The 23,962-nt window shown below is 50.1% G+C and carries 26 protein-coding genes and 1 pseudogene; 19 read left to right on the forward strand and 8 right to left on the reverse strand.

Annotated elements, in window-relative coordinates; genetic code table 11:
• Window positions 1-57: 57 nt before the first annotated feature.
• The 3 genes from ACESNI_RS02555 to ACESNI_RS02565 all read left to right on the forward strand — a co-directional run bounded on the left by ACESNI_RS02555 (window position 58) and on the right by ACESNI_RS02565 (window position 4,538).
• Window positions 58-561, forward strand: coding sequence for a TRAP transporter small permease (locus ACESNI_RS02555; protein ID WP_373084720.1), 504 nt, complete (start codon window positions 58-60; stop codon window positions 559-561).
• Entirely contained in the window at window positions 558-1,853 is a 1,296-nt protein-coding gene (locus ACESNI_RS02560; RefSeq protein ID WP_373084722.1) for a TRAP transporter large permease, read from the forward strand. Before ACESNI_RS02555 ends, ACESNI_RS02560 begins: the two co-directional genes overlap by 4 nt.
• A 237-nt stretch (window positions 1,854-2,090) precedes the next feature.
• Entirely contained in the window at window positions 2,091-4,538 is a 2,448-nt protein-coding gene (locus tag ACESNI_RS02565) for an FAD-dependent oxidoreductase (RefSeq protein ID WP_373084724.1), read from the forward strand.
• Window positions 4,539-4,666: 128 nt separating this feature from the next.
• Here the strand turns inward: ACESNI_RS02565 and ACESNI_RS02570 are convergent, their stop codons facing one another.
• The 3 genes from ACESNI_RS02570 to ACESNI_RS02580 are packed head-to-tail and all read right to left on the reverse strand — an operon-like array spanning window position 4,667 to window position 8,436.
• Window positions 4,667-6,892, reverse strand: a complete 2,226-nt coding sequence (locus ACESNI_RS02570; protein ID WP_373084726.1) for a TRAP transporter permease — start codon at window positions 6,890-6,892, stop codon at window positions 4,667-4,669.
• 21 nt (window positions 6,893-6,913) lie between these two features.
• Window positions 6,914-7,408, reverse strand: a complete 495-nt coding sequence (locus tag ACESNI_RS02575; RefSeq protein WP_373084727.1) for a DUF1850 domain-containing protein — start codon at window positions 7,406-7,408, stop codon at window positions 6,914-6,916.
• Window positions 7,409-7,440: 32 nt separating this feature from the next.
• Entirely contained in the window at window positions 7,441-8,436 is a 996-nt protein-coding gene (locus ACESNI_RS02580) for a TAXI family TRAP transporter solute-binding subunit (RefSeq protein WP_373084729.1), read from the reverse strand.
• Window positions 8,437-8,653: 217 nt separating this feature from the next.
• On the opposite strand from ACESNI_RS02580, the gene ACESNI_RS02585 reads away from it, so the two are divergent.
• The 4 genes from ACESNI_RS02585 (at window position 8,654) to ACESNI_RS02600 (ending at window position 13,057) form a co-directional block, all read left to right on the forward strand.
• Window positions 8,654-10,018 carry a formimidoylglutamate deiminase gene (locus ACESNI_RS02585; RefSeq protein ID WP_373084731.1) on the forward strand — a complete coding sequence of 455 codons (1,365 nt, stop codon included), beginning with the start codon at window positions 8,654-8,656 and terminating at the stop codon, window positions 10,016-10,018.
• 22 nt (window positions 10,019-10,040) lie between these two features.
• Complete coding sequence (locus ACESNI_RS02590; protein ID WP_373084733.1) at window positions 10,041-10,805, forward strand: IclR family transcriptional regulator; 765 nt, start codon at window positions 10,041-10,043, stop codon at window positions 10,803-10,805.
• A 144-nt stretch (window positions 10,806-10,949) separates the two neighbouring features.
• Complete coding sequence (locus tag ACESNI_RS02595) at window positions 10,950-11,798, forward strand: TauD/TfdA dioxygenase family protein (RefSeq protein WP_373084735.1); 849 nt, start codon at window positions 10,950-10,952, stop codon at window positions 11,796-11,798.
• A 119-nt stretch (window positions 11,799-11,917) separates the two neighbouring features.
• Entirely contained in the window at window positions 11,918-13,057 is a 1,140-nt protein-coding gene (locus tag ACESNI_RS02600; protein WP_373084737.1) for a patatin-like phospholipase family protein, read from the forward strand.
• Window positions 13,058-13,106: 49 nt separating this feature from the next.
• Here ACESNI_RS02600 and ACESNI_RS02605 read toward each other — a convergent pair whose 3' ends face one another.
• On the reverse strand, window positions 13,107-13,295 hold the full coding sequence (locus tag ACESNI_RS02605; protein WP_373084739.1) for an anti-sigma factor: 189 nt from the start codon (window positions 13,293-13,295) through the stop codon (window positions 13,107-13,109).
• Between the two features lie 163 nt (window positions 13,296-13,458).
• Between ACESNI_RS02605 and ACESNI_RS02610 the strand changes: the two genes are divergently transcribed.
• From ACESNI_RS02610 to ACESNI_RS02620, 3 genes and pseudogenes are all read left to right on the forward strand, one after another.
• Entirely contained in the window at window positions 13,459-13,635 is a 177-nt protein-coding gene (locus ACESNI_RS02610) for a DUF1328 domain-containing protein (protein ID WP_373084741.1), read from the forward strand.
• Window positions 13,636-13,721: 86 nt separating this feature from the next.
• A pseudogene (locus ACESNI_RS02615) lies at window positions 13,722-14,213 on the forward strand (CHASE3 domain-containing protein); the annotation flags it as partial.
• A gap of 12 nt (window positions 14,214-14,225) precedes the next feature.
• Window positions 14,226-15,974 carry an ATP-binding protein gene (locus ACESNI_RS02620; protein ID WP_373084769.1) on the forward strand — a complete coding sequence of 583 codons (1,749 nt, stop codon included), beginning with the start codon at window positions 14,226-14,228 and terminating at the stop codon, window positions 15,972-15,974.
• Window positions 15,975-16,034: 60 nt separating this feature from the next.
• Here the strand turns inward: ACESNI_RS02620 and ACESNI_RS02625 are convergent, their stop codons facing one another.
• On the reverse strand, window positions 16,035-16,535 hold the full coding sequence (locus tag ACESNI_RS02625; RefSeq protein ID WP_373084743.1) for a sigma-70 family RNA polymerase sigma factor: 501 nt from the start codon (window positions 16,533-16,535) through the stop codon (window positions 16,035-16,037).
• Window positions 16,536-16,690: 155 nt separating this feature from the next.
• Here ACESNI_RS02625 and ACESNI_RS02630 point away from each other — a divergent pair, with 155 nt between their 5' ends.
• The 6 genes from ACESNI_RS02630 (at window position 16,691) to ACESNI_RS02655 (ending at window position 19,829) form a co-directional block, all read left to right on the forward strand.
• The gene (locus ACESNI_RS02630; protein WP_373084745.1) at window positions 16,691-17,407 is read left to right on the forward strand and encodes a response regulator; all 717 of its coding nucleotides are present in this window, start codon (window positions 16,691-16,693) and stop codon (window positions 17,405-17,407) included.
• A 66-nt stretch (window positions 17,408-17,473) separates the two neighbouring features.
• Window positions 17,474-17,761, forward strand: coding sequence for a YqjD family protein (locus tag ACESNI_RS02635; protein ID WP_373084747.1), 288 nt, complete (start codon window positions 17,474-17,476; stop codon window positions 17,759-17,761).
• Window positions 17,762-17,794: 33 nt separating this feature from the next.
• Window positions 17,795-18,196: a phage holin family protein gene (locus ACESNI_RS02640; RefSeq protein WP_373084772.1), complete on the forward strand. Its 402-nt coding sequence runs from the start codon at window positions 17,795-17,797 to the stop codon at window positions 18,194-18,196.
• A gap of 69 nt (window positions 18,197-18,265) precedes the next feature.
• Complete coding sequence (locus ACESNI_RS02645; RefSeq protein ID WP_373084749.1) at window positions 18,266-18,412, forward strand: entericidin A/B family lipoprotein; 147 nt, start codon at window positions 18,266-18,268, stop codon at window positions 18,410-18,412.
• Between the two features lie 105 nt (window positions 18,413-18,517).
• The gene (locus tag ACESNI_RS02650) at window positions 18,518-19,558 is read left to right on the forward strand and encodes a lipid A deacylase LpxR family protein (RefSeq protein ID WP_373084750.1); all 1,041 of its coding nucleotides are present in this window, start codon (window positions 18,518-18,520) and stop codon (window positions 19,556-19,558) included.
• Between the two features lie 31 nt (window positions 19,559-19,589).
• Complete coding sequence (locus ACESNI_RS02655) at window positions 19,590-19,829, forward strand: hypothetical protein (RefSeq protein WP_373084751.1); 240 nt, start codon at window positions 19,590-19,592, stop codon at window positions 19,827-19,829.
• Between the two features lie 87 nt (window positions 19,830-19,916).
• Here the strand turns inward: ACESNI_RS02655 and ACESNI_RS02660 are convergent, their stop codons facing one another.
• A complete protein-coding gene (locus ACESNI_RS02660; protein WP_373084753.1) occupies window positions 19,917-20,363 on the reverse strand; it encodes a PA2169 family four-helix-bundle protein in 447 nt (148 codons plus the stop codon).
• 149 nt (window positions 20,364-20,512) lie between these two features.
• On the opposite strand from ACESNI_RS02660, the gene ACESNI_RS02665 reads away from it, so the two are divergent.
• From ACESNI_RS02665 to ACESNI_RS02675, 3 genes are all read left to right on the forward strand, one after another.
• On the forward strand, window positions 20,513-20,896 hold the full coding sequence (locus ACESNI_RS02665; protein WP_373084755.1) for a hypothetical protein: 384 nt from the start codon (window positions 20,513-20,515) through the stop codon (window positions 20,894-20,896).
• 144 nt (window positions 20,897-21,040) lie between these two features.
• The gene (locus ACESNI_RS02670) at window positions 21,041-21,931 is read left to right on the forward strand and encodes a PRC-barrel domain-containing protein (RefSeq protein WP_373084757.1); all 891 of its coding nucleotides are present in this window, start codon (window positions 21,041-21,043) and stop codon (window positions 21,929-21,931) included.
• A gap of 32 nt (window positions 21,932-21,963) precedes the next feature.
• A complete protein-coding gene (locus ACESNI_RS02675; RefSeq protein ID WP_373084759.1) occupies window positions 21,964-22,167 on the forward strand; it encodes a CsbD family protein in 204 nt (67 codons plus the stop codon).
• 74 nt (window positions 22,168-22,241) lie between these two features.
• Here ACESNI_RS02675 and ACESNI_RS02680 read toward each other — a convergent pair whose 3' ends face one another.
• Complete coding sequence (locus ACESNI_RS02680) at window positions 22,242-22,514, reverse strand: hypothetical protein (protein WP_373084761.1); 273 nt, start codon at window positions 22,512-22,514, stop codon at window positions 22,242-22,244.
• 112 nt (window positions 22,515-22,626) lie between these two features.
• Window positions 22,627-23,962: class II fumarate hydratase (gene fumC / locus ACESNI_RS02685; protein ID WP_373084763.1), on the reverse strand; the 1,336-nt coding region annotated here is incomplete at its 5' end.

Below are 23,962 nucleotides of genomic sequence, written 5' to 3' on the forward strand. Positions count from 1 at the left end.
GAGGCCTCGAGTTCAATTTATGTCGGGTGCCTCCGATTAGTTAAGTGGGAATGCGTAATGGTAGAGGAACATCCAGAGGAAGCGGAAAGCGAGGCTCAACAAAAGCCGACGTTTCGAATAGAGGAAGCAATCGGGGCGCTGGCGATGGGCCTGATCTGCATCATCAGTATCCTCAATGTTGTTGTCCGCTATGCGACGGATGTCTCTTTCGCGTTCACGGAAGAATATTCGGTTTTCCTGCTGGTGGTCGTAACATTTGTCGGTGCTGGCCTCGCCTATACCAATAACGGTCATATCGCCATTACTTTTTTTGTGAACCGCTTCGGCCTGCGCGGCCGCAGGGTATTGAAAGTGTTCTCTTTTCTTGCCTCAACAGTTCTGTTCGCTCTCATCGTCTATTACGGGGCCGACCTTACCATTGACGAATATCTTTTTGAGGAAACCTCACCAGCGCTGGGGTATCCGACCTGGATTTATACAGTCTGGCTGCCTCTGTTGTCGGCTGCCGTCCTGTTCCGGATTTTTCAGTCGCACTGGAACGAGTTAAGGAAAAAGGGATGAGCCCGCATCTTGTCCTGTTGGGAAGTTTTGTTCTCATTCTGATTTCCGGTGCCCCGATTTCGGTGGCCTTGGGCCTATCGGGCGTGATCGCTATCTTTTTCGGCCTCGATATGGATGCCGTCGCCAATATGAGCACCATTATTTATTCCAGTATCGCCAAATATCCTCTTATTGCCATTCCACTCTTTATTCTGACCGGTGCGATTTTTGAACGCTCGGGTGTTGCCGAGCGGCTGGTCCAGTTATCCCGGGCGGTCGTCGGACCAAGACGCGGCGGACTCGCTCTTGTGGCTATTCTTGTCTGTCTGATCATGGGTGGAATGTCAGGTTCCGGGCCTGCGGATGCCGCTGCCGTGGCGACGGTAATGATCCCGAGCATGCTGAAAGAAGGTTATCCCCGGGCCTTTTCGGCCAGTATCATCGCGGCATCAGCCTCCACCGCCATCCTGATACCTCCATCCATCGCACTGATTATCTATTCCATCATGGTGCCCGGTGTTGATTTACGCGCGTTGTTCGCGGCAGGCCTGTTCCCGGGGCTTCTGGCCGGACTGGCAATTGCCGTACCGGCTCTGTTGATTAGCCGTCGGCAAGGTTTCGGTGCCGAGGGCGATGCAACTCGTCCACCTCTCGGCCCGAGTTTTATCAGGGCCCTGCCGGGATTGTTCGCACCGGTTATTATTCTGGGCGGATTGCGGAGTGGTCTGTTTACACCGACGGAGGCCGCCGCCGTCGCTGTTTTTTATGGTCTGATTGTCGGCTTGTTCCTGCATCGGTCAATGAATCTGCGGGATATCTATAATGTGCTTGCCGAATCCGCACAAATATCCGCGGTGGTCATGATCATCATCTCGCTGGCCGGCCTCTTTGCTTTTGCCGGATCGATACTCGGCACCTTTGACGCCGCTGCGGCCCATATCCTCGCGATCTCGGACGTGCCGATCATTGTCTTGATACTGGTCATGGGCTTTATCTTGCTCGCTGGTATGGTGCTCGACGGCGTTTCGATTTACCTGATTACGTTGCCTTTGCTGATGCCCATCATGGCCGCTCTCGGCTGGAACCAGGTCTGGTTTGGCGTGCTGATGGCCATGAATGTGGCAATCGGCCAGTTTACCCCGCCGGTGGCCGTCAATCTGATGGTGACGGCGAGAATAGCCAATGTGTCGATAGAAGAGACAGTACGGTGGATTATATGGCCGATACTTGCCATGATACTGGCCGTGGCCCTGGTCATTATCTTCCCGCAGATAGCGCTTTGGCTGCCCGTGGCACTTGGCTATAAAATTTAACGGCACGTGTCGACTTGACTTTTTACCGTTATGCCTCGGGTGGTCCGGCATTTTCCGGAAACCTGCAGGCAAAATGTCCCGCTGCGGCAGTAACGACTGGCTGAAAAAAAATTCTGCAATTTTCCATGAGAGTTAATTGTTGGTGACGCGCAAATGGGCAAGATTATACTTGTTCAGTGCGTCGGAGATCGCCAGACTATTATTCTGTCATCCGGCATTTGTAAAAAGGTTCCTGTTATGAGTTCAATTCCCGTTAAGGCCCGCGTTGTCATCATTGGCGGCGGGGTTATCGGCAGTTCGGTTGCCTATCATCTGACAAAACTGGGCTGGACCGACGTTGTCCTGCTGGAACGTAAGCAGCTTACCTCAGGCACGACCTGGCATGCGGCGGGACTGATTGCCCAGTTGCGCGCCAGCAAGAATATGACCCGTCTCGCAAAATATAGCCAGCAGCTCTATGGCAAGCTGGAAGAGGAAACGGGTGTGGCCACCGGCTTGCGGTTGACGGGATCGATCTCGGTCGCATTGACAGAGGAACGCAAGGAGGAATTGCTACGTCAGGCATCAATGGCGCGGGCCTTCGACGTCGAAGTGGAAGAAATCAGCCCCGAAGAGGTCAAGGCGAAATATGACTACCTCAATATTGACGGTGTCACCGGGGCTGTCTGGCTGCCGCATGATGGGCAGGGGGATCCCGGTAATATCGCGCTGGCCATGGCAAAAGGCGCGCGGCAGCGGGGAGCCTTGATACAGGAGCGGGTACGCGTGACCCGTGTTGCCATTTCCGGACGGCGCGCGACCGGTGTCGATTGGGAGGATGAGACAGGCGAGCAGGGCCATATCGAAGCAGAAATGATTGTCAATTGCGCAGGAATGTGGGGGCACGAGGTGGGTCGTATGGCGGGCGTTAATGTCCCGCTGCATGCCTGTGAGCATTTTTACATTGTCACGGAAAGCATTCAGGGGTTACCCCAGTTACCTGTGCTGCGGGTGCCTGACGAATGTGCCTATTACAAGGAAGACGCGGGAAAGATCCTTCTCGGAGCCTTTGAGCCGATTGCGAAACCCTGGGGCATGGCCGGTATCCCGAAGAATTTCGAGTTTGACCAGTTGCCGGAGGATTTCGATCATTTCGAGCCAATCCTTGAACGGGCGGTAAACCGGATGCCGGTATTGGCGGAAACCGGCATTCATACATTTTTTAATGGCCCGGAAAGCTTTACGCCCGATGACGCCTACCACCTTGGCCTGGCACCCGAGCTTGATAATTTCTGGGTAGCTGCAGGATTTAATTCGATTGGCATTCAATCCGCTGGCGGAGCAGGGATGGCGCTGGCGCAATGGATGGAAGATGGCGCAAAGCCTTTCGATTTTGGCGATGTCGATATTGCCCGCATGCAGCCCTTTCAGGGAAACAGGCATTATTTATTTGAACGGTCAAAAGAAACTCTCGGATTACTTTATGCCGATCATTTTCCTTTTCGCCAAAAAATAACCGCACGCGGTATTCGCCGTTCACCGTTTCATCATGAACTGTTGGCGAACGGAGCGGTTATGGGGGAGGCCGCCGGATGGGAACGCGCGAACTGGTTTGCAGATCCCGGACAGGAACGGGAATATAAATATAGCTGGAAGCGCCAGAACTGGTTTGAAAATTCCGCGGCAGAACATCGGGCCGTGCGCGAAGCCGTCGGCATGTATGATATGTCCTCGTTCGGCAAGATTCGTGTTGAGGGTCCAGATGCAGAAGCCTTCCTAAACTATGTAGGAGGCGGTGATTTTTCGGTTCCAGCTGGCAAGATTGTCTATACCCAGTTTCTGAATGACAAGGGTGGAATTGAGGCGGATGTCACGGTGACGCGATTATCCGAGTTGGCCTTTCTGGTGGTGACCCCGTCCGGAACACGTCTTTCCGATCAAGGCTGGCTTGAGCGGCATCGCGGGAATTTTAATGTTGTTATCACCGATGTAACGGCGGGCGAGGGCGTGCTCGCTGTCATGGGGCCGCGATCCCGCGAGCTGCTGAATAAAGTCAGCCCAAATGATTTTTCGAATGAGGTGAATCCGTTCGGCACCGCCCAGCCGATTGAAATCGGGATGGGGCTCGCGCGGGCCCACCGGGTAAGCTATGTCGGCGAGTTAGGATGGGAGATTTACATATCGACGGATATGGCCGGGTATGTTTTTGAAACCCTGCTGGACGCCGGAGCTGATCTAGACCTGAAACTTTGCGGCATGCATATGATGGACAGCTGCCGCATTGAAAAGGCGTTTCGTCATTTCGGTCATGATATCAGTTGCGAGGATCATGTCATTGATGCCGGGCTGGGATTTGCGGTTAAAACGGACAAGCCGGATTTCATCGGCCGCCGCGCCGTTCTCGATCGCCGGGCGTCCGGGCCGAACCGCCGCCTTGTGCAGTTCCGGCTCAAGGACCCGGAGCCACTGCTATATCATAACGAGCCGATCCTTAGGGACGGTAAGGTCGTGGGCTATATTTCCTCAGGAAGCTACGGGCATACACTAGGGGCGGCAATTGGGCTGGGCTATGTGCCGTGCAAAGGCGAGACGCCTGCCGATGTTCTCGCCTCAAGTTATGAAATCGAAATCGCCGGTACCCGTTTCGAGGTTAATGCGTCGATAAAGCCGATGTATGATCCCAAGTCTGAGCGCGTAAAGGTATAATCTATGTGAATAGTTACGATGCCTGAGACTCAAGCTTCTCTCCTGCCGCCATCGCAAACCATAGTGTGATAAATCGGTTGTCCGGGCGAAGGCAGGTGGCTGTGTCGCGTTCATCCTTTTGCCCTAGTTCAATACGAAACGGCCGTTCTCATGTAGTTTGGTATCAGAACAATCGCAATCATCACCCCGCCAATGGCGAGTGGAATGAGTGAATTACTGATGAGAAACAATCCCCCCACTGTGAGCATAATTTTCTGGATAGTAGAGATCTCCGTTTTGAAATAGCCGATATAGGCGGTGGACAGCGCCAATACGCATAAAATGCCGCTTAACAATGCGACAATGAATTCGGTGAAGGAGAAATTGACAAAGAGCAGGCTTGGCGCATAGACGAACATGAAGGGGACAAGTGCCTTCCCCATGGAAAGTCGGAAGGCGGTGATCCCTGTCTCGGTCGGATCAGAGCGCGCAATACCGGCGCCCGCATAGGCGGCAAGAGCAACCGGCGGCGTCACGTCGGCAAGAACCCCGAAATAAAAGACGAAGAAATGAGTCGCGATCAGTGGAATTCCGAGATCATAGAGTGCGGGTGCGGTAATGGAGGCGAGGATGATGTAGGTCGGCGTCGTTGGCAAACCCGCGCCCATAAGGATACAGGCAATTGCCACGAAGATGAGGCCAAAGAAAAGCGTCATTTGCGAAACTGTCAACAACCCGAAGACATCAATCGGGTGGAGGAATGTTGCCAAATCCTGTGCTGTTGATACCACGGCGCCGGAGAACTTAAAGCCGAGCCCGGTCAGAGTGGTAATGCCAAGAATAAACCCGACGCAGGCGCAGGCGGCAGTAATCGCCAGTGAGAATTTCGCGGCAACCGCAAAATTCTCGATTAATCTTTTCGGAAACAGGACGCCCTCGGTCGTGATGGATTTATCGCCCAGCTTCTGCCGGATATAGGGGATATAGGAAAAGGCAATCGTCAGCATGATCCCATAGAAAGCGGCGAGAAATGGCGTGAACTGCATGATTAGCAGCGTCACCATGACAATAAGCGGAATGAACAGATGCCATTGCTTGCCGATGACCGCGCCCAGTTTCGGTATTTGCGATGCGTCCATCCCTTTCAGCCCCAACCGCTTGGCTTCCAGATGCACCATCAGCATGATGGCAAAATAGTGAAAGGCGGCTGGAACAATAGCGATAAGGATAATCTGGTTATAGGGAACGCCCAGCATTTCCGCCATGACGAAGGCGGAGGCCCCCATGATCGGAGGGGTAATCTGGCCGCCGCAGGAGGCCGAGGCCTCGACCGCGCCGGCAAAGCGCGCGGAAAATCCAGTGCGTTTCATAAGGGGAATGGTGAAGGAACCGGTGGTGACTGTGTTGGCGATCGGTGAGCCCGAAATCATACCAAAGAAGCCCGAGGAGACAACGGAAACCTTGGCGCTACCGCCGGCCTGACGACCGGCAATCATCGAGGCGAGATCAATGAAAAGCTGTCCGAGCCCGCTCGCCTGGGCGAGAATGCCAAACAGGACAAAATGATAGACATATGTTGCCGTGACACCGACCGCGATCCCGTAAATGCCTTCCGTGCCAACATAGATATGATTGACGATGCGCAGGATATTATATCCGCGATGCCCAAAAATTCCCGGAAAATAGGGTCCCATCAAGGCATAGATCAGGCAGGCAATCCCAATCATGGGAAGCACGGGACCCATTGTCCTTCGGCCGGACTCCAGAACGATAATAATTGCGAGAACGCCAAGCATATAGTCGCGTGGCGTCGGGTCGCCCACGTTTTCAACAAAAACTGTATGGAAAAATAGAATGAGATAGAGGGAAAAGGCAGCCCCGAGAAGTGCAAAAACCCAGTCCCTGAAATAAACCTTTTTGCCTGTCTCCACCGTCGGCGGCCAGGGCAGGGTCATCAGGATCATGATGGCAATCACCGCCAGGAAAACCATATTCATAGGCGAGTCCGGCAGGGAACGATAGAGATCAAAGGCGATATACCCGTAGAAGGCTGCAAATCCGATGGACTGCGCCCAGTGCTTTACCTCCCTGTCGTTGTTTTTTCGTGGTACCACCAGGAAAATAAGTGGCATGACAAAGGCCAGATGAACGGCCCGATGGATAATCTCGTTATAAATACCGAAGCCGGCCGTATAGACATGAAAAAGCGACAGCGACACACCGAGAACTGTGACGAGCAGGGCAACGGGACCAACAAGATGCCGAAAATTGGATTCAGTGTCATATTCTTCAACGATGCGTTGAAGCTCTTCCGGCGATAATTCCTCAGTATCCGCCGGAACTGCCTTTTTGCCGTCTTCGTTCTGGTCCGTCATTCTTAATTCCCCCCTCTGCCGTCAGTGGCAAAGCTCTATCAACAGGGCCCGTCGGCCCCATTGAGTAAGATCTATCGTCGTGTTCTTGAAAGTGAGGCGGTTCCGATACTCAGGATTGACCCGGATAATAAGGGTGTCGATCGGTCGATCCAGTGCCAACACGAACTTGCCGTCAACATGGGACCAGGATGTTTCGTTCACCTCGTTTTTCAGCGAGGGCAGTCCGGCGCCATGAGCTTCGAAAATCTCTGCATTCTGAATAATCCGTTCGCCCGAGAAATGATATTTATCCTCAACTTCTGTTTTGGAGACCGAGTGGATGAAGAAAAGTGAAAAAGCTGTTCCCGTCTGTGTGAGGTTCTGTTCCCAGAGGATATTCTTTTCCGGAAAAGAGAGAACACAGAGCTGATGGTTTTCTATGCCCGCAAAGGCAGGGACAGGGTTTTGCAAAGCAAAAATAAAACCGGAAAGCAGGAAGAGTTTTTTTAAAAACATATGCAGGCTTTCCGGTTTCATTTTAAGTCATTTCCCGAATAATCAGGTCATGATTATTTCATAACGCCTTTTTCTTTGTAGTATTTTTCGGCGCCGGGATGAACCGGGATAGACACGCTTTGAAGCGCGGTCTCAATCGTCACTTCTTTGCCCTTCGGATGCACTTTACCCAGTGTTTCCGTATTCTCGTAAAGGGCTTTCGTGACGGCATAGATCAGGTCATCGGGCATGTCGGCATGTGTCGCCCAAATCGCCCGAACGGCAAGAGTCTGGACATCGCTATCCTGTCCCTTATAGGTGCCCGCGGGAAGAACGGCGGACGCGTAATAGGGCTGCTTCTTTTGAAGTTCTTCTATTTCAGCGCCGACGAGCGGCACAATCTTAATGTCATGACCATTCGACAGATCGATAACAGACGCCGTGGGCGCGCCAGCCGTAATCAGGGAGGCGTCAAGATTTCCGTCCTTGATTTTCTCGACTGACTGGGAAAAGGACGAGTGATCCTCCTGCACATCATCGCGCGACATTCCGTAAACTTCGAGAAGGTCGCTCAACAATTGGTACTGCCCGGATCCCGGTGAGCCGGAGGAAACGGTTTTCCCTTTGAGGTCCTTGATGGAATTAATGCCGGAGTCCGCCTGAACGACAAGCTGAACGGTTTCCGGATACAGGGCGCCGATCGCGCGCAGGTTTTTAATGGGCTCGCCGTCGAACTGATTGATGCCCTTATAGGCGGCATCGAGGATATCCGCAGCGGCGAAGGCCGATTCAATTTCCCCGCGGCCCAGCAGCTTTGCGTTAGCAACAGATGCGTTCCCGGTTTCCGCTGTTGCCGATAGCTTGGCTCCATCGATTTCAACGTTATTGGAAATCAACTGCGCCAGCATGCCGCCGAGCGGATAATAAGTACCCCCGGTGCCTCCAGTTGCAATCGCAAAAAACACGCGATCTGCCGCGGTCGCTACATTTGCAATACCGGTAACGCCGATGGCGCCAGCGACAAGCAATGCCGATAAAAAATGCCTTTTAGACGGACTTTTAATATGCATCGATTTTTCTCCTGTATATTTCGAATATTTGAAGGCCATTCGAAAGCGTTACCCTACATGATTTGAGACCGGCCCATCAAGCCTGCCGAAAATATCAGGCCCCAGATAATTTTCCATGTCAATATTAAATTTTATATGCAAAATTCATATGAGACTGTTACGCTTACCGGGAAAATTCGCATAAGCTGTGAATAGACCAGATAAATAGGGTGAAGGAATGCGCGGATTTCATTTTGAACAGGTACTGCTTGAAGATGGCTGGGCAACAGATGTCTCGATGGAGGTTGACCCGGCGGGCCATATTATTTCCATTGAAAAATCGGCGCAGTATAATAATTTCCCGAGAATCAGGGGCGCCGCTGTTCCCGGCATGCCGAACCTTCATAGTCACGCGTTTCAGCGGGCAATGGCCGGACTTGCGGAAAGGCGGTCTTCACCGACTGACAGCTTTTGGAGCTGGCGCAAGATTATGTATGGCTTTCTCGATCTCCTTGAGCCCGAAGACGTCACCGCCATTACCGCCCAGCTGTATGCGGAACTGCTGACAGGGGGCTACACTAGTGTCGCTGAATTCCATTATTTGCATCATGACCGCGACGGACTGCCCTATGAAACGCCTTCCCGCATGTCGGAAGCGATTATTGAGGGGGCCCGTCAGGCAGGGATGCCGCTCACACTTCTGCCGGTTTTTTACGCGCATTCCGGCTTTGGCGGGCAAGCCCCGGAGCAGGGTCAGCGCCGTTTTATCAACAGCCTCGACAGCTATCAGGAGATTCATGCTGCCGCGGAGAAAATGGCAACGGAGGAGCCATTGCTGTCCGTTGGCGTCGCCCCTCACTCGCTGCGCGCGGCAACAAAGGACGAACTTGATCAGTTGACACGGATCAACCCCGCAACCCCGCTTCATATACATATCGCCGAGCAGCAAAAGGAAATATCTGATTGTGAGGCGGCCTACGGCGCGCGTCCGCTCGACTGGCTGTATGATAATTTTAATGTTGATGATCGGTGGTGTCTTGTCCATGCCACCCATGTGACTGACGATGAACTGGCGCGTATCGTAACAAGCAGGACGATTGTCGGACTGTGCCCACTGACAGAGGCAAATCTCGGCGATGGCGTCTTTCCGGCGAAAGCATTCGTTGATCAGGGCGGAATGTTCGGCATCGGATCGGATAGCAATGTCTGCCTGAGTGCCGCACGGGAGCTTGAAAGTCTGGAATACGGCCAGCGGCTGTTTCTTCAGGAACGCAATGTCATTTCCTCAAAAAGCCAGCCTGATACCGGGCGTTATCTGTACGAAAAGGCTCTTGCCGGCGGCGCGCAGGCTTTAAATCAGCCTGTCGGGGCCTTACGAGTGGGCGCGCGTGCGGATTTTATCGTTCTGGACATGGATCATCCCGATTTGTATGGGCGACCGCGTGAACATATCCTCGATATCCTGCTATTCGCCTCGGACAGGCTGGAACGGGACGTTTTTGTTGCCGGTCATCCCGTTGTCTCAAAAGGCCAGCACATTCACCGCGACACTATTTCCACCACCTATAAGAACCGGATGAAAAATCTATTGTCCCGGCTGTAACCTATGGAAATGAGCTGAGTTTATGAAACAAAAAAGCGAGCAAAGAAACTACACGGCCAATTCCCTTGTCCGGGGCCTGCAAATCCTGAAGGCATTTGAACATAAGCGCCAAAGCATGACACTCTCGGAGATTGCGGACGTCCTTGGCGTATCGAGCTCCGCGGCCTACCGGATTGTCTTTACACTGGAACAGGAAGGCTATATCTGCCGCTCTTCGGAACAAAAGCAATACCGTCTGACGTCCCGGATAATGGGTCTGGGCTACAGCTATATCAAATCGCTGGATATCAATGAAATTGCGGTTCCGCATGTAAATGGCCTGCGCGACCGGACGAATTTCTCCGTGCATGTTTCCGTGCTTGAAAATACGGATATCGTCTATATTCACCGGGCGCTGTCAGACCGAACCATGGTGTCCAATATTCCCGTCGGATCACGCTTGCCGGCCTACGCGACATCCATGGGGCGGTTACTGCTAAGTGATTTGCCAAAAAGTCGCCTGAATAAATTGTTTGAAGGGTATGAATTCAAGCAATTGACAGAGCATACCCCAACAAGTTTATGTAAACTGATGGCCTTGCTGACGGAAGATCGGTCGCGCGGGTTTGTGGCGCAGAATTCGCATATCGCACCGGGAACTTACGCTATTGCTGCGCCGTTGATTAATGAACAGGGAAAATATATTGGCGCCATAAACCTGTCCGGACATGAACAGGACCTTCAGTTTAATAACGCTGTTGTTAGCGATGTCGTTAATACAGCCGAAGAAATTTCCCGTTTTCTGTAGTCTCGGGCAAGTGAACGATATTCCCCTTTACGCCTCTTGCAATATTTCAGGGCAATTGCATACTATACCTTAACTGATGAGGCGATATATTGCCGGGCTCGAATTAAAATCAATCCCATTCCAGGAAATTCAGGGACATAGCAGGTGCTTCACATTGAAAAGCTCACGGGATTAATGGGGGCGGAAGTCTCTGGAATTGATCTGTCACAAGATATTACAGACAAGGCGGCGGAAAGCCTGCGTCAGGCCCTTGCAGACTATCAGATGATAGCCATTCGTGGTCAGCATCTCTCTCTTCCCCGGCAGAAGCGGCTGACTGAGGTTTTCGGGCCAATTATGCAGTTACCCTATGTTGAACCATTGAAGAATGACAATCAGGTGATTGCCGTTTTAAAGGAAGCGGATGAATGTAACACCGGTATCTTCGGCGGAGAGTGGCACTCGGATTTCAGCTTTCTCGAGAATCCGCCTGCCGGATCGCTGTTGTCGGCGGTGGAAGTTCCGAAAGTCGGCGGCGATACGGTCTGGGCGAGTCAGGTGTCAGCCTATGCGTCGCTTCCTACACATCTGAAGGATATTGTTGACGGTCGGAAGGCCGTTCATGTCGGCACCCCGTATGGCGTGAAACATGCGCCGCCGCCGGAGAGCCGTGCGAACGCCTCCATTCGCATGTCCCGCGGGGACCCGGATGCGGATCGGGAAATTCTGCACCCGGCCATCATCACCCACCCCAAAAGTGGGCGGCAGGCTCTGTTTTTGAACCCAATCTATACCACCCGGTTTGAAGACATGAGCGAAGAGGAGAGCAAACCGATCTTGCAGGAAATCTACAAGCATTGCACGCGGCCAGATTTCTCATGTCGGCTGCGATGGCAGGCGGGAGACATTGCGGTTTGGGACAATCGAATGAGCCTGCATTATGCGACCAATGATTATGATGGATCACGCCGCTTGCTTTATCGGACGACTTTCAGTGCCGAGCGGCCGAATTAAGAGAGCATCCATATGAGGCGAGTTCTTGCGCAGAAGCTGAAAATGCTCAAAATGACAGTTGGATATATCGTGCAGGTAAGGACCGTCGCCCGTTTTTTATGTATGCAGAAACAGAAAAAATGAAAAATAAAATAACGAAAAGATGTGGCATTGTCCTTACAGGGGGCGGGGCAAGAGGGGCGTATCAGGTAGGTGTCTTGCGCGCCCTATCAGAGCTTTCTGATACCAAAAAGGTCGCATTTCCAGTGATCACGGGCGTGTCTGTCGGGGCTATAAACGCAGCCGCCCTTGCGGCGAACTTCGATGATTTTAACTATTCGGTGCAGGTGATCGAAAACTTCTGGAAAAAGCTGCACACTAAAAATGTATTCGATGCAAACCTTATGCGGGTAATTTTGAATGCAAGCAGGATGTTTCTCTCAGAATTCGTTCCTTTTATGAAGGCTGAATCCCCTAAATCCCTGTTTCAGAATTACCCATTACGTCAATCCCTTGAAAAGGGAATTGATTTTTCAAAGATAAAGCAGGCGGTCTCGACGGACAATCTGTTTTCGGTGGGGGTGACCTGCTCTGGATATTCCACCGGCAACGCCAAGACTTTTTTTGAAACGGCATCAAATACAACGGAATGGCATCGTGAACGCAGGGAGGGAATGATATGCGATCTGGCAATCGATCATGTCATGGCTTCCTCTGCTCTGCCTGTTCTTTTCCCCGCCGTCAAAATCGGTAGTGAATATTTCGGCGACGGTTCCTTGCGCCTGACGTCGCCATTGGCACCAGCAATCCATTTGGGGGGCACGAAACTGCTAATTGTCGGCACCCGCGATAAAATCCAGGCGACACGGGTGGCCAACGAAATGACCCCTACCAAATACCCTTCAATTGGTGACATCGCGGGCTACACGCTTGATACAGTGTTTCACGACAGTCTTGATGCGGATATTGAACGCTTGCAGCGCATCAACACGACAATCGGCTTGATACCGGCGTCGGAAATCGAGAAAACGTCGCTGAAACACATAACGACACTGGTGATTAATCCGAGCCGGGATCTCAAGAAGATCGCCCTGAACTATCGTGGAGAAATGCCGAGGAGCCTGAGATGGATAGTCGCCCGCGAAGGAAAATCAGAAGCTGTCGGGTTGCTGGAAAGTTATTTACTCTTCGAGCCAGGTTATATTGGCACTCTTATTGATCTTGGTTACAAGGATACTATGGCAAGAGGGGAGGACATACTGGAGTTTTTCCGAGAGTGAAGCGATATAGGCCACCCCTTCATGTCCATAGACAAACGCCTGTCAGTCGTCACATCTTATTCTGTGCACTCTTCCACCAGAATTTGAGATCACGCGTTTGCCTCTGCAATTCCCGGTATCGCTTTCTTGCATCGGGGTTGCGCGCTATGAATGCTTTGACTTCATTCGCTTTCAGTGGTCCCAATTCGTCGTCAACTAGAGCTTGAAGGTCATAATCCGAAATAATATTGTCTTTCATATAGTCTCCGGAATCACGATATTACGCGCCTCCGTGATCGAGGTTTCCGTGTAGTTAGGTCTTCTCCTTTACACTAACGGTTTCAGTGCTTAAATGGTTCCACGGAACTTTCTTTGAAATCATTCGTTTATGGTGGTGTGTATAACAAATGAGGAGAAACCTGATGCTTGGATGGGCTTTGACATTTTTGGTTGTAGCGCTGATCGCTGGCGTTTTAGGCTTTGGCGGGGTGGCAGCAGTGTCTGTGGAAATTGCACAATTATTATTTGTTATCTTCATTGTGCTGTTCGTAATTGCGGCAGTTATGCATGTCGTGAGGAAACGCAGAACAGGATTGTGATATATTAACAAAACATATAAAACGGCGCTTCGTTTGAAGCGCCGTTTTATATGGCGGCGAAACGGTTGATGCTATATTATGCGTTGATGTTAAAAACCTTTTACGGAAACGTTTTGATTTTCAGCGCTATCGTCGTGATATGCGTTCTCTCATTTTTTTATCTCCTGATTTCTGGTGAAAAAGAGATAAACAGTTATAACGCACAGATATTCCAGACTCAGCAAACCATCATTGTCTCTGAAAAGGTAAATTCCCTGCTTGAACGCATGCTCTCGTCACAGCGGGGATATTTGATTACCAAGGAAAAAAAGTTTCTGGACGAGTATGAAGGCGCGAAATCTTCTTTTTCACAAAATATTGCAAAATTAAGTAAATTAACTGGCGATAATCCTGCGCAGGCCAGCAGGTTAGACGAACTTCGGCAGTTTTTTGTTCAGTTTTCCTCTCAATTGGAAAGCCGGTCCGCGCAAATTTCAGGGTCCGCTGAACAGACTACGATTGACAACACAAATACAGATGGGCTGAAATCAGATATTTCGCGAATTAGTAGCGATTTTCTATCCGAAGAATTCAATCTTTTAAATAAACGCGTGACGATTCTGGAAGAGGCGAAATCCTGGTTCTATGTGACCCTGTTTCTCGCCGCCACAACGATATTGATCATAATCGCTATCAACGCCTACCTCTGGCGGGCACGGTCAAGACGCGGCCGGGCCGATGCCGCCTTTTCAGACGCGGAGAAGGAAAAGGTAATTCGCCTCGCGGTCGAGGGAACGCAAGACGGCATATTCGACTGGGATATCAAGTCAGGGGCGGTCTATTATTCCACTCAGTTTTCCGAAACGCTGGGTTATGAACCGGAGGAGTTCGACGGAACTCTGGACGATTTTACGGATAAACTTCATCCGGATGAGAAACAAACCGTCTGGGAATATCTGGATTTGTATCTGGAGGGGCAGCTGTCTGAATATTCAAATACATTTCGTATGCTGCAAAAGTCGGGCCGATGGATATGGGTTCAGGCAAGAGGGACAATTGTTCTAGACAAGAAAGGCAGACCAGTCCGTTTTGTCTGCGCTCACAGGGATATCAGCGCCGCCAAGGAATATGAACTTAAGCTGCAGGAAGCGAAAACAAAGGCTGAAGATGCAAACAAGGCAAAAAGCGATTTTCTGGCCCATATGAGCCACGAAATCCGTACGCCGCTGACCGCCATTAGCGGTGTTGCAGAAATCCTCGATAATAATTCGAATAGTCTGGATATCAAGCAGCAGGAACTTGTGAAAGTTCTTCGTTCCAGCTCAATTACGTTGAAAGATGTGATTTCGCATGTCCTCGATTTTTCAAGGATCGAAAGCGGTGAGTTGGAACTGGAAGAAACCACATATAGCCTGCAGGAGGCGTTTGAGCATATCGTCAGCATAATTTCCGTTCGGGCACGCGAAAAAAACCTCGATTTCTCATTTGACTATGACCATGTGAAAGATCTTTATTTATATGGCGATCCGATGCGGTTGCGGCAGATATTAATCAACCTTATCGGTAATGCGGTAAAATTCACTGACGAGGGAGGGGTTTCCGTCAAATCGAGCCAAGAAGACCGAGGGGCAGTTTCCATTTTGCGTATTGATATCGAAGATACTGGAATTGGAATTGCAGACGAAAACCTTGAACTTGTGTTTGAGCGTTTCAAGCAGGCGGATTCGTCCGTTTCCCGCAAATTCGGAGGGACCGGACTAGGGCTCCCCATTGCCAGAAAACTCGCCGCATTTATGGGCGGAGACATCGAGGTCAAGAGTGAGCTTGGCAAGGGATCAACTTTTTCCGTGATCCTGCCGATAGTCACCGCCAGTTTGCCAGAGGTCAACGAAAAGCCGGACAGGACCCTCAAAAGAAAGCTCAATGAGGAACTCCGGGCGATCATTAAACAGACCAAAAAGATCCTGTTGGTCGAGGACTATGACGGCAACATCGCTGTGATAGGGCATATGCTCGAGGATATGGGGATCGTGTTTGATATCGCGAAAACTGGCCTGGAAGCCGTCAATAGTTGGAATGAACACCATTACAGCATGATATTGATGGATATCCAGATGCCGGAAATGGATGGATTTACCACCACCAAGATTATTCGCGACATGGAAAAGGAAAAAGGACTGCTCAGAACACCGATTGTTGGTATGACGGCGCACGCACTTGTCGGGGATAAGGATAAATGTATTGAGGCGGGGATGGATTCCTATTTACCAAAGCCAATTGTCGAGCATGACTTCAAATCGACAATTCTCAATTTCCTGACGGTTCAGGTAGACGCTGTTCAAAAAGAAGCCCGGCAATAAAACCGGGCTTCCGATCAATAATGGCAATAATTGAAAACGGCATGTCGGTTGGTATCACTCTTACGCCGCAATCGTCTTGCTGTGAGGTTCTTCTGTCAGCATTTGCAGGTGACCGCGAGCGCGGGAAAGACGGGAGCGAACAGTTCCGATCGGAATGTCCAAAGCCTCGGCCACTTCCTGGTAATGCATGCCCTGAACACAGATCATAACCAGGATTTCCTGGTGTTCATGCGAAAGCAGACTCATTGCCTTTGTGACGTTCGACAGTTCCAGATGCTTTTCCTGGGAGGGATTTACAAATTCTGCTTCCAGATAGCTCTCCGGATCAAATTTGGTTTCGTATTTTACTTTCCGCCGGTAATCGGTCACAAAAAGATTGTACATCATTTTTGAGGTCCATTTGAACAAATCCGTATCGACCTGAAACAAATGTTTCTTTTCAATCGCCCGCAGTAAGGTATACTGTGTCAAATCGTCGGCATCATGTTTATTTCGCGTTAGGCGGCGCGCAAATTTTTCAAGTCCCGGCATTTCTTCGAGTAATTGCTGATTGTCAAACATTTTGTATCTCTCTTTGCTAGGTTCCGTTGATTTCGCAATTAGAAAGATAGCCAGTATCTGTAACCAGGATTGTTCGCCTCTGTAGTATTTGTGAAATAGTTTGTATCATTTTTGTGTCCGGACATGTTCATACCGCGGACACAGTAGAGGTCGTAATGAACAAAGGAACGGTATTAACGGTTGATGATGATGAGGGACTTCAGTCTGTCCTGAAGCAGTATTTGGAAGGTGACGGCTATACCGTCGTGTCGGCGAGAAATGGGGCACAGCTGTCTGACAGGCTCGATGCTGTTGAACTTGACGTCATTCTCCTCGACCTGGTCCTTCCGGATGCAGACGGTGTCAACCTTATTTCATTGATTAAGTCGAAAACACAGGCACCAATCGTTGTCGTCAGCGGAAAAAATGACACGACGGAAAAGATCATCTGTCTGGAAATGGGGGCAGATGATTATATAACGAAGCCTTTTGAGATGCGCGAATTGTCCGCGCGAATCAAGGCGGCGCTTCGACGGGTGCCAGACCCTGTGAATGGAAACGAGAAGAGTGAACCAGCAAAAAAGCAGAACGAAAAAATAGCCGTTGGCGAGTTTGTATTGGACAATAACCAATTCCAGGTATTTGACAAAAAGGGAAAATCCCTTGACCTGACCACGGGGGAGTTTCAGCTCCTGAAGGAATTGGCGCTGGCGCCAAGAAGAACTCTCAGTCGCGAGAGGCTGTTTGAGTTGACCCGCGATGGGGAATTTGACGGTTATGATCGGGTAATTGACATTCAGGTCGGCAGGATTCGCAAAAAACTTGGAAAAGAAGGCGTAAATATCATTAAAACGGTTCGTGGCATTGGATATATGTTTGCTCCGAAGGAATAATGATTGGAACTCTTTTGCTATTTGTTTGTTGGTGTTAAAGCAATTACTGAAAAGGAGTTACCTTAAATGGCGAATGAAAAAACAACCTCTCCCGAAATGTCGGAAATCAAGGACGATCTTGCCTCTTTGAAGTCTCATGTCGAGGCTTTGACCAACCGCCTGAAAAATGAGGGCCTGGATCAGGCTGACAAACTCGGCGAAAAGGCCAAGGAAAAGCTGTATGAGCTTAAGGGACACGGACAACAAGGCCTCAAGACAGTTGAAGCTCAGGTGCAGGCCAAGCCAGCACAGAGTCTGGCAATTGCGTTTGCTGTCGGTTTCCTTGCGAATATGCTCCTGCGGAGGCGCGGTTAAACCGTGGGGTCAATCGCCAACATAATCCAACAAGTGTTGCTCAACGGAGTTTTAAGCAACAGGTCGCAAACGATACAAAGAAGCAAGCTTGGTATTTGTTTGATGGCGGTGGCGGGATTCCTGCTTCTGGTCGCCCTGTTTTATATGGTTCTGGCCTATTATGGCTGGCTGTTGCTGCATTTTGTCCAGCCGGTTGCGGCCTTGGTCACGGCAGGCACGGTTCTGGTAATAGGCTCGATCGTTGCTTTCAGCGCCTATCTGGTTCTTAAACGTATACCACCGGAACCAGCGCCGAACGATGAAATCAGGGAACTCATCTCTTTGATTTCGGCAACGGCGGCGGACGGACTTAATGAAAAGGTGGAGGAGAGTCCCAAGACGGCATTGCTTATCGCGGGCATAGCAGGGCTTATCGCGGGTAAGTATTTATCCTGAGTTAGGGAACCAAATAGAGTGTAGCTGCGTTGGTTGTTACGTTATTAATTGTAGTAGCGAGGAAGACCAATGAGAATACTTCGATCAAAAATGCGCGTTTTGATATTAGCCCTGTTCGCTGTCTCGACGCTGTCGCTCGTCGCTTGTGAGACAATGGAAGGCGCTGGCAAAGACATTGAAAAAGCGGGCAAATCTGTTCAGGACGCTGCTGACTAGATATTATGGGACGGGTCGGTTATGGACCTTTTCTTGCCGGGAATTACATACTGAAATAAAACCGTCTTTGAGCAGACGGTTTTATTTTGTGCGGAAAATGTAAAGATGAAATTTATTGTAGTTGTTATCCTAAGTTTTCTTCTCTTTCCGTCAGTGTTACTCGCGGAGGAGGCGGAGCCGGAAAAAGATGCCCCTGCAAAACCGATATCCGATCGCGACGGCAAGATCATCACCCTCGTCATTGAAAATGACTCGATTGGATTTCAGGGAGACGATAAAAACTATACAAGTGGCGTGAGCCTGAATTATTTCGACGTAAGTGCCAAGATGCCAATTATCGCGTATAAACTGGCAGACTATATTCCGACATTCGCAATCAATGATAGTTCAAGTGTATTTTATACATTTGGCCAAAATCTGTATACGCCAAGTGATATTACACAAAGTACACAGAATCCCGATGATCGACCCTGGGCCGCCCACCTTTATGTCGCCATGGGATTGGTTACGGCAACCGACGATCATATAGACGAGGTAGAAGCGTCTGTCGGTGTTGTCGGCCCTTGGGCGCTTGGCAAGCAAACCCAGACTTTCGTCCATAAATATATTACGACAGACAGTCCGACGCCCGAGGGCTGGTCGAACCAGCTGAATAACGAGCCAGCGCTGTTACTGGCATGGCAACGCCGGTTTCCTGAGTATTTTGCCGCTCGTGGCGCGGGTTTGTCGCTTGGGCTCGAACCCCATTTCGGCGTAACACTTGGCAACGTTTATACCTTCGCCAATGCCGGATTCAGTTTGCGACTAATACCGGAAAAAGACATCTGGCAGGACGCCCCGGTCCGGGTTCGACCAGCGTCACCGGGGACCGGGTTTTTTGAGGTTCCCCCGAAAGGATGGAGCTGGTATCTGTTCGCTGGCATGGATGTGCGCGCGGTGGCACATAATATCTTTCTGGACGGCAATACCTTCAGTGATTCCCATAGCGTTGATAAAAAATATCTCGTTATGGATGCTAACGCGGGTCTGGCTCTGACCTACGATCAGTACCGGATTAGTTACACATTTGTTTATCGAACGAAGGAATTTGACGGGCAGGAGGATCCATCTGTTTTTGGAGCGCTTTCATTTGGGTACCGGTTCTGACATACTTAACTTTCCGGAGAGGAGAAGCAGGATGACGATAGGTAAAAAAGAAATATCCTGGGAAAACCAGCGGCTATGTACCGATGTTGGGGATTATGAACTCGTTGTTGAGAAGCAAAAGCGGAACTGGGAATGCGAACAACAGGCGGACGTGTGGAAATGGGCGGTTGTCTATCATGGTACTATTGTTGTTAGTGGCACGACCGGTGATGAGGACCTTGCCAAAAGCACAGCGATAGACAACGTTCCCGCAGTTGCCAGTTCCGTGTGAACTTGTTCATAGGGGTTTTTAATTCAGACCATTAGCTAAAAGTACGGCAGAAATTCATCGGCGACAAACCTGTTAACTCCCGTCCGATCACGCGACAATTTCCAACTGAACCTTCAGTGTTTGCATATAGATATGGGCCTCCCGTAGCATCTTCGTATGTTTCTGTAACAGGGCCATGGTTGCGGCTGGCTGCTTATTTCCCAATATATGATAAAATTCCTCAAGTGTTTTGTCTTCTGCTTCTTCAAGCTCCGCCACCAGCATTTTATCCCTGTTGGTCAGCTTGGTCTTTAGGCTGCCGAACATCTGAGGCTGCATTCCGGCAAACGATCTATTTTGGCCAACCACACCGCCAATGGCAATGATGCGGAACTTCAGGTTTTCGACGATACTTTTACGAACCGAAGCCATTTCCTCAAGTGTTTCTTTAATACACGTGTGTTCGGTCTGAGCGGCAGCCCCTACATAAAACTTACGCGCATCCTCGCAGATAGCTATCAGGTCGTTAAGGAAGTCTGCCTCGGATTTCGTCATCGTCGCCTCTCCTGGATTGTTTGGGGTTCCCTATAGTGCCATCTAACTAATCCGGTTGTTTTTGGTTCCCTGTATTTATTGGAACCATTTTACGTTCCGCTCGTTTGGTGGGGTGAGATACCTGAAACTGGACAAAGGAGAAGTTACTTATGAATAAGAAACTTTTAGCTGCCGTATCAATAGCTGCGCTGATGAGCGCGAGCCCCACATTTGCGGGAACGACCACATCAACGAAGATGAATTCGGATTGTGAAACAATGATGAAGTCGGATTCAAATAATGCGAGTGATAAAGTAGATTCGAAAATGCAGCCTGGATCGGGCACGTCATCGGATACGGGCAGCGCAGCCGTGAAAAACGGCATGAAAACTGACTGCGGAACAAAGGCGCACATGGAAGACAAGTCCATGCAGCCGGGTTCAGGGACGAGTTCAACTGAAACACCGAATAAACTGCAATCGGGAACGGGCAAAAAGGCCGATACCAGCATGCAGCCGGGCACTAAAACTCATACTGGTGCAAAGAAGGAATAGGCTTCAGATTTCCGATAAGGAAATAGTCGTCACTTAAATGTGCCGACGTAGTCGGATCGCCTTATCGGATATAGGAACCGATTTTCTCACTGACGGTTAGTCCGGGTGTGAATTGCTTAATACAAGTCTAAGGAGAAGTTACTTATGAATAAGAAACTTTTAGCCGCCGTATCAATAGTTGCGCTGATAAGCGCGAGCCCCACATTTGCGGGGGCAACCGATAAAAATGCGGAGTCCGCTTTACAAACTGAGAAGGCATTTCTCGTAAGTGCAAATACGACAAACGAGTCGAACGATACGATGGACTCAGCGAAAAAAGACGTCAAGGAAGGTTGGGACAAAACCAAAAAAGCTGTCTCCGAAGCAGCGGATGATGCTGCCGACGCAACTAAGGAGGCTTATCGAGACTTCAAGGCCTTCGCTTTCGGTGAAAATGATGATGAACTGAGCGTAAAGCAGGTCAGGATCAATTCCCGTGAAACGGCGGAAGGCATAATCGGCGAGCCTGTTTACAATAACGAGGAACGGGTCGGCGTTGTCAAAGACATCATTGTCGATCAGACGGGAAAACCTGTGATGATCGTTGTCGGCGATGGCGATTTCTTCGGACTTGGTAAACTTGCGGCGTTTGATTATGCCAACATGGTCAATATGAATGCTGAGGGTGATATAATTATGCCCTTGACGGAAGAGTCCATTGAACGGGCGTCTGAGTTCTCCTACGACCGGAAAGACAAGGGAGAAAATGTGCGCATGGTCCCGGAAAATGGCTACAGCGTCGCCAAACTGCTGGATGCGAATTTAATCAACGAAAAAGGCGACAAGATGGGAGAAGTCGAAGACATCTCCTTTAAGGACGACACTGCCGACCATTTGATTGTCGGATACGACAAGGTGCTTGGTTTTGGCGGTGAAGATGTCGCGATGCCTTATGATTCCGTGAAAATCATTCCAAAGGATGGGGATTATGATGTGCAGTTATCCGCCAATCGAGCCGCTATGATCATGAATTACAAGGACGCTAAGACTAATTAAACCCGTAGTTCTATTTTGAAAGGATGAATGAAATGAACGAAGATATTCTGAAAGGCAAGTGGAAACAGCTCAAGGGCGATATCCAGAAGAAATGGGGTAAGCTCACTGACGATGATCTGGACCAGATAGATGGTAACCGAGAGAAATTTGTTGGCCGGATTCAGGAAAACTATGGCATTGCCAAAGAAGAAGCGGACTCAATGCTGGACGAATTCGAGAGAGATCACTCCCACTGATATTAACCTATAAGAAAACCGCCGTGCTTTCGGGCACGGCGGTTTTTTGTCTTCATAGCTGTCCAGAGCTAAGTTTAGACGCGATCATTATTGGCGGTTTTCTCCAGTTCAGCCCTTAATTCGGAAATTTTCTTCAGTAGGTCGGCAGAATTTGACGATGAGTCCGGGTTTGACATATTCTCGGAGTCTGCCCGCAGTAAACCTTTTACATCCTCTTCCCAGCCTTCAAGAATTGCACTCTTTGCTTCAAATGTGAGATTTTCGTCATGATACACATCATGTGGTGTGTCATAAACGGCTGAGGGATCCTTCAAGATTTTCTCAATATCCTTTTGTCGTGTCTTCATTATCTTTCCTTTCAGTTTTCACTCACAGTGCAAACGCATCGACTTTTATTCAGTTCCGCACCGCATGCCGGTTTCCCCTGGTGTCAAGGATTTCGCGAGTTTAGAAGCACCTCTATTTTCCAGTCATTTTCTCGGGCCGTATCCAGTCATCAAATTGCGTCTCTGTCATCAGATCAAGATCAAGGGCGGCTTGCTTCAATGTTGTATTTTCTGCATAGGCCTTTTTGGCGATCTTGGCCGCATTGTCATAGCCGATATGTGGGTTCAGGGCGGTTACCAGCATCAGTGACTGTTCCATCAGGCTGGCAATGCGGGGCCGGTTCGCCTGAATGCCGATGAGGCAGTTATCGGTGAAGCTTCGAAGTGCATCCGACAAAAGCCGAATGGACTGGAGGAGATTGTATATCATCACGGGTTTAAACGCATTAAGTTCAAAATGGCCGTTCGATCCGGCGACTGTCACGGTGACATGATTTCCCATAATCTGGGCACAGACTTGGGTTACTGCTTCACATTGCGTCGGGTTCACCTTGCCGGGCATGATCGAGGATCCCGGTTCGTTCTCTGGCAGAATTAATTCTCCCAGGCCGCTGCGAGGGCCACTCGCCAGAAAGCGGATGTCATTGGCGATTTTCATGCAACTGGTCGCAAGGACGTTCAGTACACCGGACATCTCGACGAGGGCGTCATGCGCGGCAATGGCTTCGAATTTGTTTTCGGCCGATGTGAAGGGCAGGGAGGTTATCTCGGAGACGATTGTGACAAAATTTCCGGCAAATTCCGGGGCGGCATTCAGGCCGGTTCCGACAGCCGTTCCCCCCTGCGCCAGTTCAAGCAGGCGGGGAAGGCTCCCCTCTATGCGGGCAAGCCCGAGTTCTATCTGGCGGCAATATCCGGAAAATTCCTGCCCGAGGGTAATTGGTATGGCGTCTTGGGTATGGGTCCTCCCGATTTTCGTGATATCGTCAAATTCCTTCGACTTTGCCACTAACTCTGTAAGCAGGTGCCGCAAAGATGGCATCAGATGTCTGGAAATTTCGTCACAGGCCGCGATTGACATGGCGGTTGGAAAACTATCGTTGGAGCTTTGTCCAAGATTGACGTGATCATTTGGATGTATTGGTTTTTGTTGACCAAGGGGACTTCCCAGAATTTCGTTGCCGCGATTGGCAATGACCTCGTTCGCATTCATATTACTCTGTGTGCCGGATCCGGTTTGCCAGATAACCAGAGGGAAATGATCTTTCAGGGTGCCGTCGATAACTTCATCGGCGGCCGTGACAATAGCATCGGCGAGGCGAGGGTCCAGCAAGCCCAGTTTCCGGTTGGTGAGGGCCGCCGCCTTTTTTTGAATGCCGAGCGCCCGGATCAGGGGAAAGGGTAGCCTTTCCTCACCGATTTTAAAATTTTGAAGGGATCGCTGTGTCTGCGCGCCCCAATATTTGTCG

It is taken from the genome of Sneathiella sp. (assembly GCF_041689005.1).
In the GTDB taxonomy this organism is placed as follows: Bacteria; Pseudomonadota; Alphaproteobacteria; order Sneathiellales; family Sneathiellaceae; genus Sneathiella.

What these genes read in the sequence shown, in the direction of transcription:
- ACESNI_RS02565 (WP_373084724.1), top strand. Translation starts at nt 2,091, where the DNA reads ATGAGTTCAATTCCCGTTAAGGCCCGCGTTGTCATCATTGGCGGCGGG.
- ACESNI_RS02670 (WP_373084757.1), top strand. Translation starts at nt 21,041, where the DNA reads ATGAATAAGAAACTTTTAGCCGCCGTATCAATAGTTGCGCTGATAAGC.
- ACESNI_RS02575 (WP_373084727.1), bottom strand. Translation starts at nt 7,408, where the DNA reads ATGAAACCGGAAAGCCTGCATATGTTTTTAAAAAAACTCTTCCTGCTT.
- ACESNI_RS02655 (WP_373084751.1), top strand. Translation starts at nt 19,590, where the DNA reads ATGACGATAGGTAAAAAAGAAATATCCTGGGAAAACCAGCGGCTATGT.
- ACESNI_RS02650 (WP_373084750.1), top strand. Translation starts at nt 18,518, where the DNA reads ATGAAATTTATTGTAGTTGTTATCCTAAGTTTTCTTCTCTTTCCGTCA.
- ACESNI_RS02585 (WP_373084731.1), top strand. Translation starts at nt 8,654, where the DNA reads ATGCGCGGATTTCATTTTGAACAGGTACTGCTTGAAGATGGCTGGGCA.
- ACESNI_RS02590 (WP_373084733.1), top strand. Translation starts at nt 10,041, where the DNA reads ATGAAACAAAAAAGCGAGCAAAGAAACTACACGGCCAATTCCCTTGTC.
- ACESNI_RS02605 (WP_373084739.1), bottom strand. Translation starts at nt 13,295, where the DNA reads ATGAAAGACAATATTATTTCGGATTATGACCTTCAAGCTCTAGTTGAC.
- ACESNI_RS02580 (WP_373084729.1), bottom strand. Translation starts at nt 8,436, where the DNA reads ATGCATATTAAAAGTCCGTCTAAAAGGCATTTTTTATCGGCATTGCTT.
- ACESNI_RS02645 (WP_373084749.1), top strand. Translation starts at nt 18,266, where the DNA reads ATGAGAATACTTCGATCAAAAATGCGCGTTTTGATATTAGCCCTGTTC.
- ACESNI_RS02665 (WP_373084755.1), top strand. Translation starts at nt 20,513, where the DNA reads ATGAATAAGAAACTTTTAGCTGCCGTATCAATAGCTGCGCTGATGAGC.
- ACESNI_RS02660 (WP_373084753.1), bottom strand. Translation starts at nt 20,363, where the DNA reads ATGACGAAATCCGAGGCAGACTTCCTTAACGACCTGATAGCTATCTGC.
- ACESNI_RS02625 (WP_373084743.1), bottom strand. Translation starts at nt 16,535, where the DNA reads ATGTTTGACAATCAGCAATTACTCGAAGAAATGCCGGGACTTGAAAAA.
- ACESNI_RS02560 (WP_373084722.1), top strand. Translation starts at nt 558, where the DNA reads ATGAGCCCGCATCTTGTCCTGTTGGGAAGTTTTGTTCTCATTCTGATT.
- ACESNI_RS02635 (WP_373084747.1), top strand. Translation starts at nt 17,474, where the DNA reads ATGGCGAATGAAAAAACAACCTCTCCCGAAATGTCGGAAATCAAGGAC.
- ACESNI_RS02570 (WP_373084726.1), bottom strand. Translation starts at nt 6,892, where the DNA reads ATGACGGACCAGAACGAAGACGGCAAAAAGGCAGTTCCGGCGGATACT.
- ACESNI_RS02675 (WP_373084759.1), top strand. Translation starts at nt 21,964, where the DNA reads ATGAACGAAGATATTCTGAAAGGCAAGTGGAAACAGCTCAAGGGCGAT.
- ACESNI_RS02680 (WP_373084761.1), bottom strand. Translation starts at nt 22,514, where the DNA reads ATGAAGACACGACAAAAGGATATTGAGAAAATCTTGAAGGATCCCTCA.
- ACESNI_RS02630 (WP_373084745.1), top strand. Translation starts at nt 16,691, where the DNA reads ATGAACAAAGGAACGGTATTAACGGTTGATGATGATGAGGGACTTCAG.
- ACESNI_RS02600 (WP_373084737.1), top strand. Translation starts at nt 11,918, where the DNA reads ATGAAAAATAAAATAACGAAAAGATGTGGCATTGTCCTTACAGGGGGC.
- ACESNI_RS02555 (WP_373084720.1), top strand. Translation starts at nt 58, where the DNA reads ATGGTAGAGGAACATCCAGAGGAAGCGGAAAGCGAGGCTCAACAAAAG.
- ACESNI_RS02610 (WP_373084741.1), top strand. Translation starts at nt 13,459, where the DNA reads ATGCTTGGATGGGCTTTGACATTTTTGGTTGTAGCGCTGATCGCTGGC.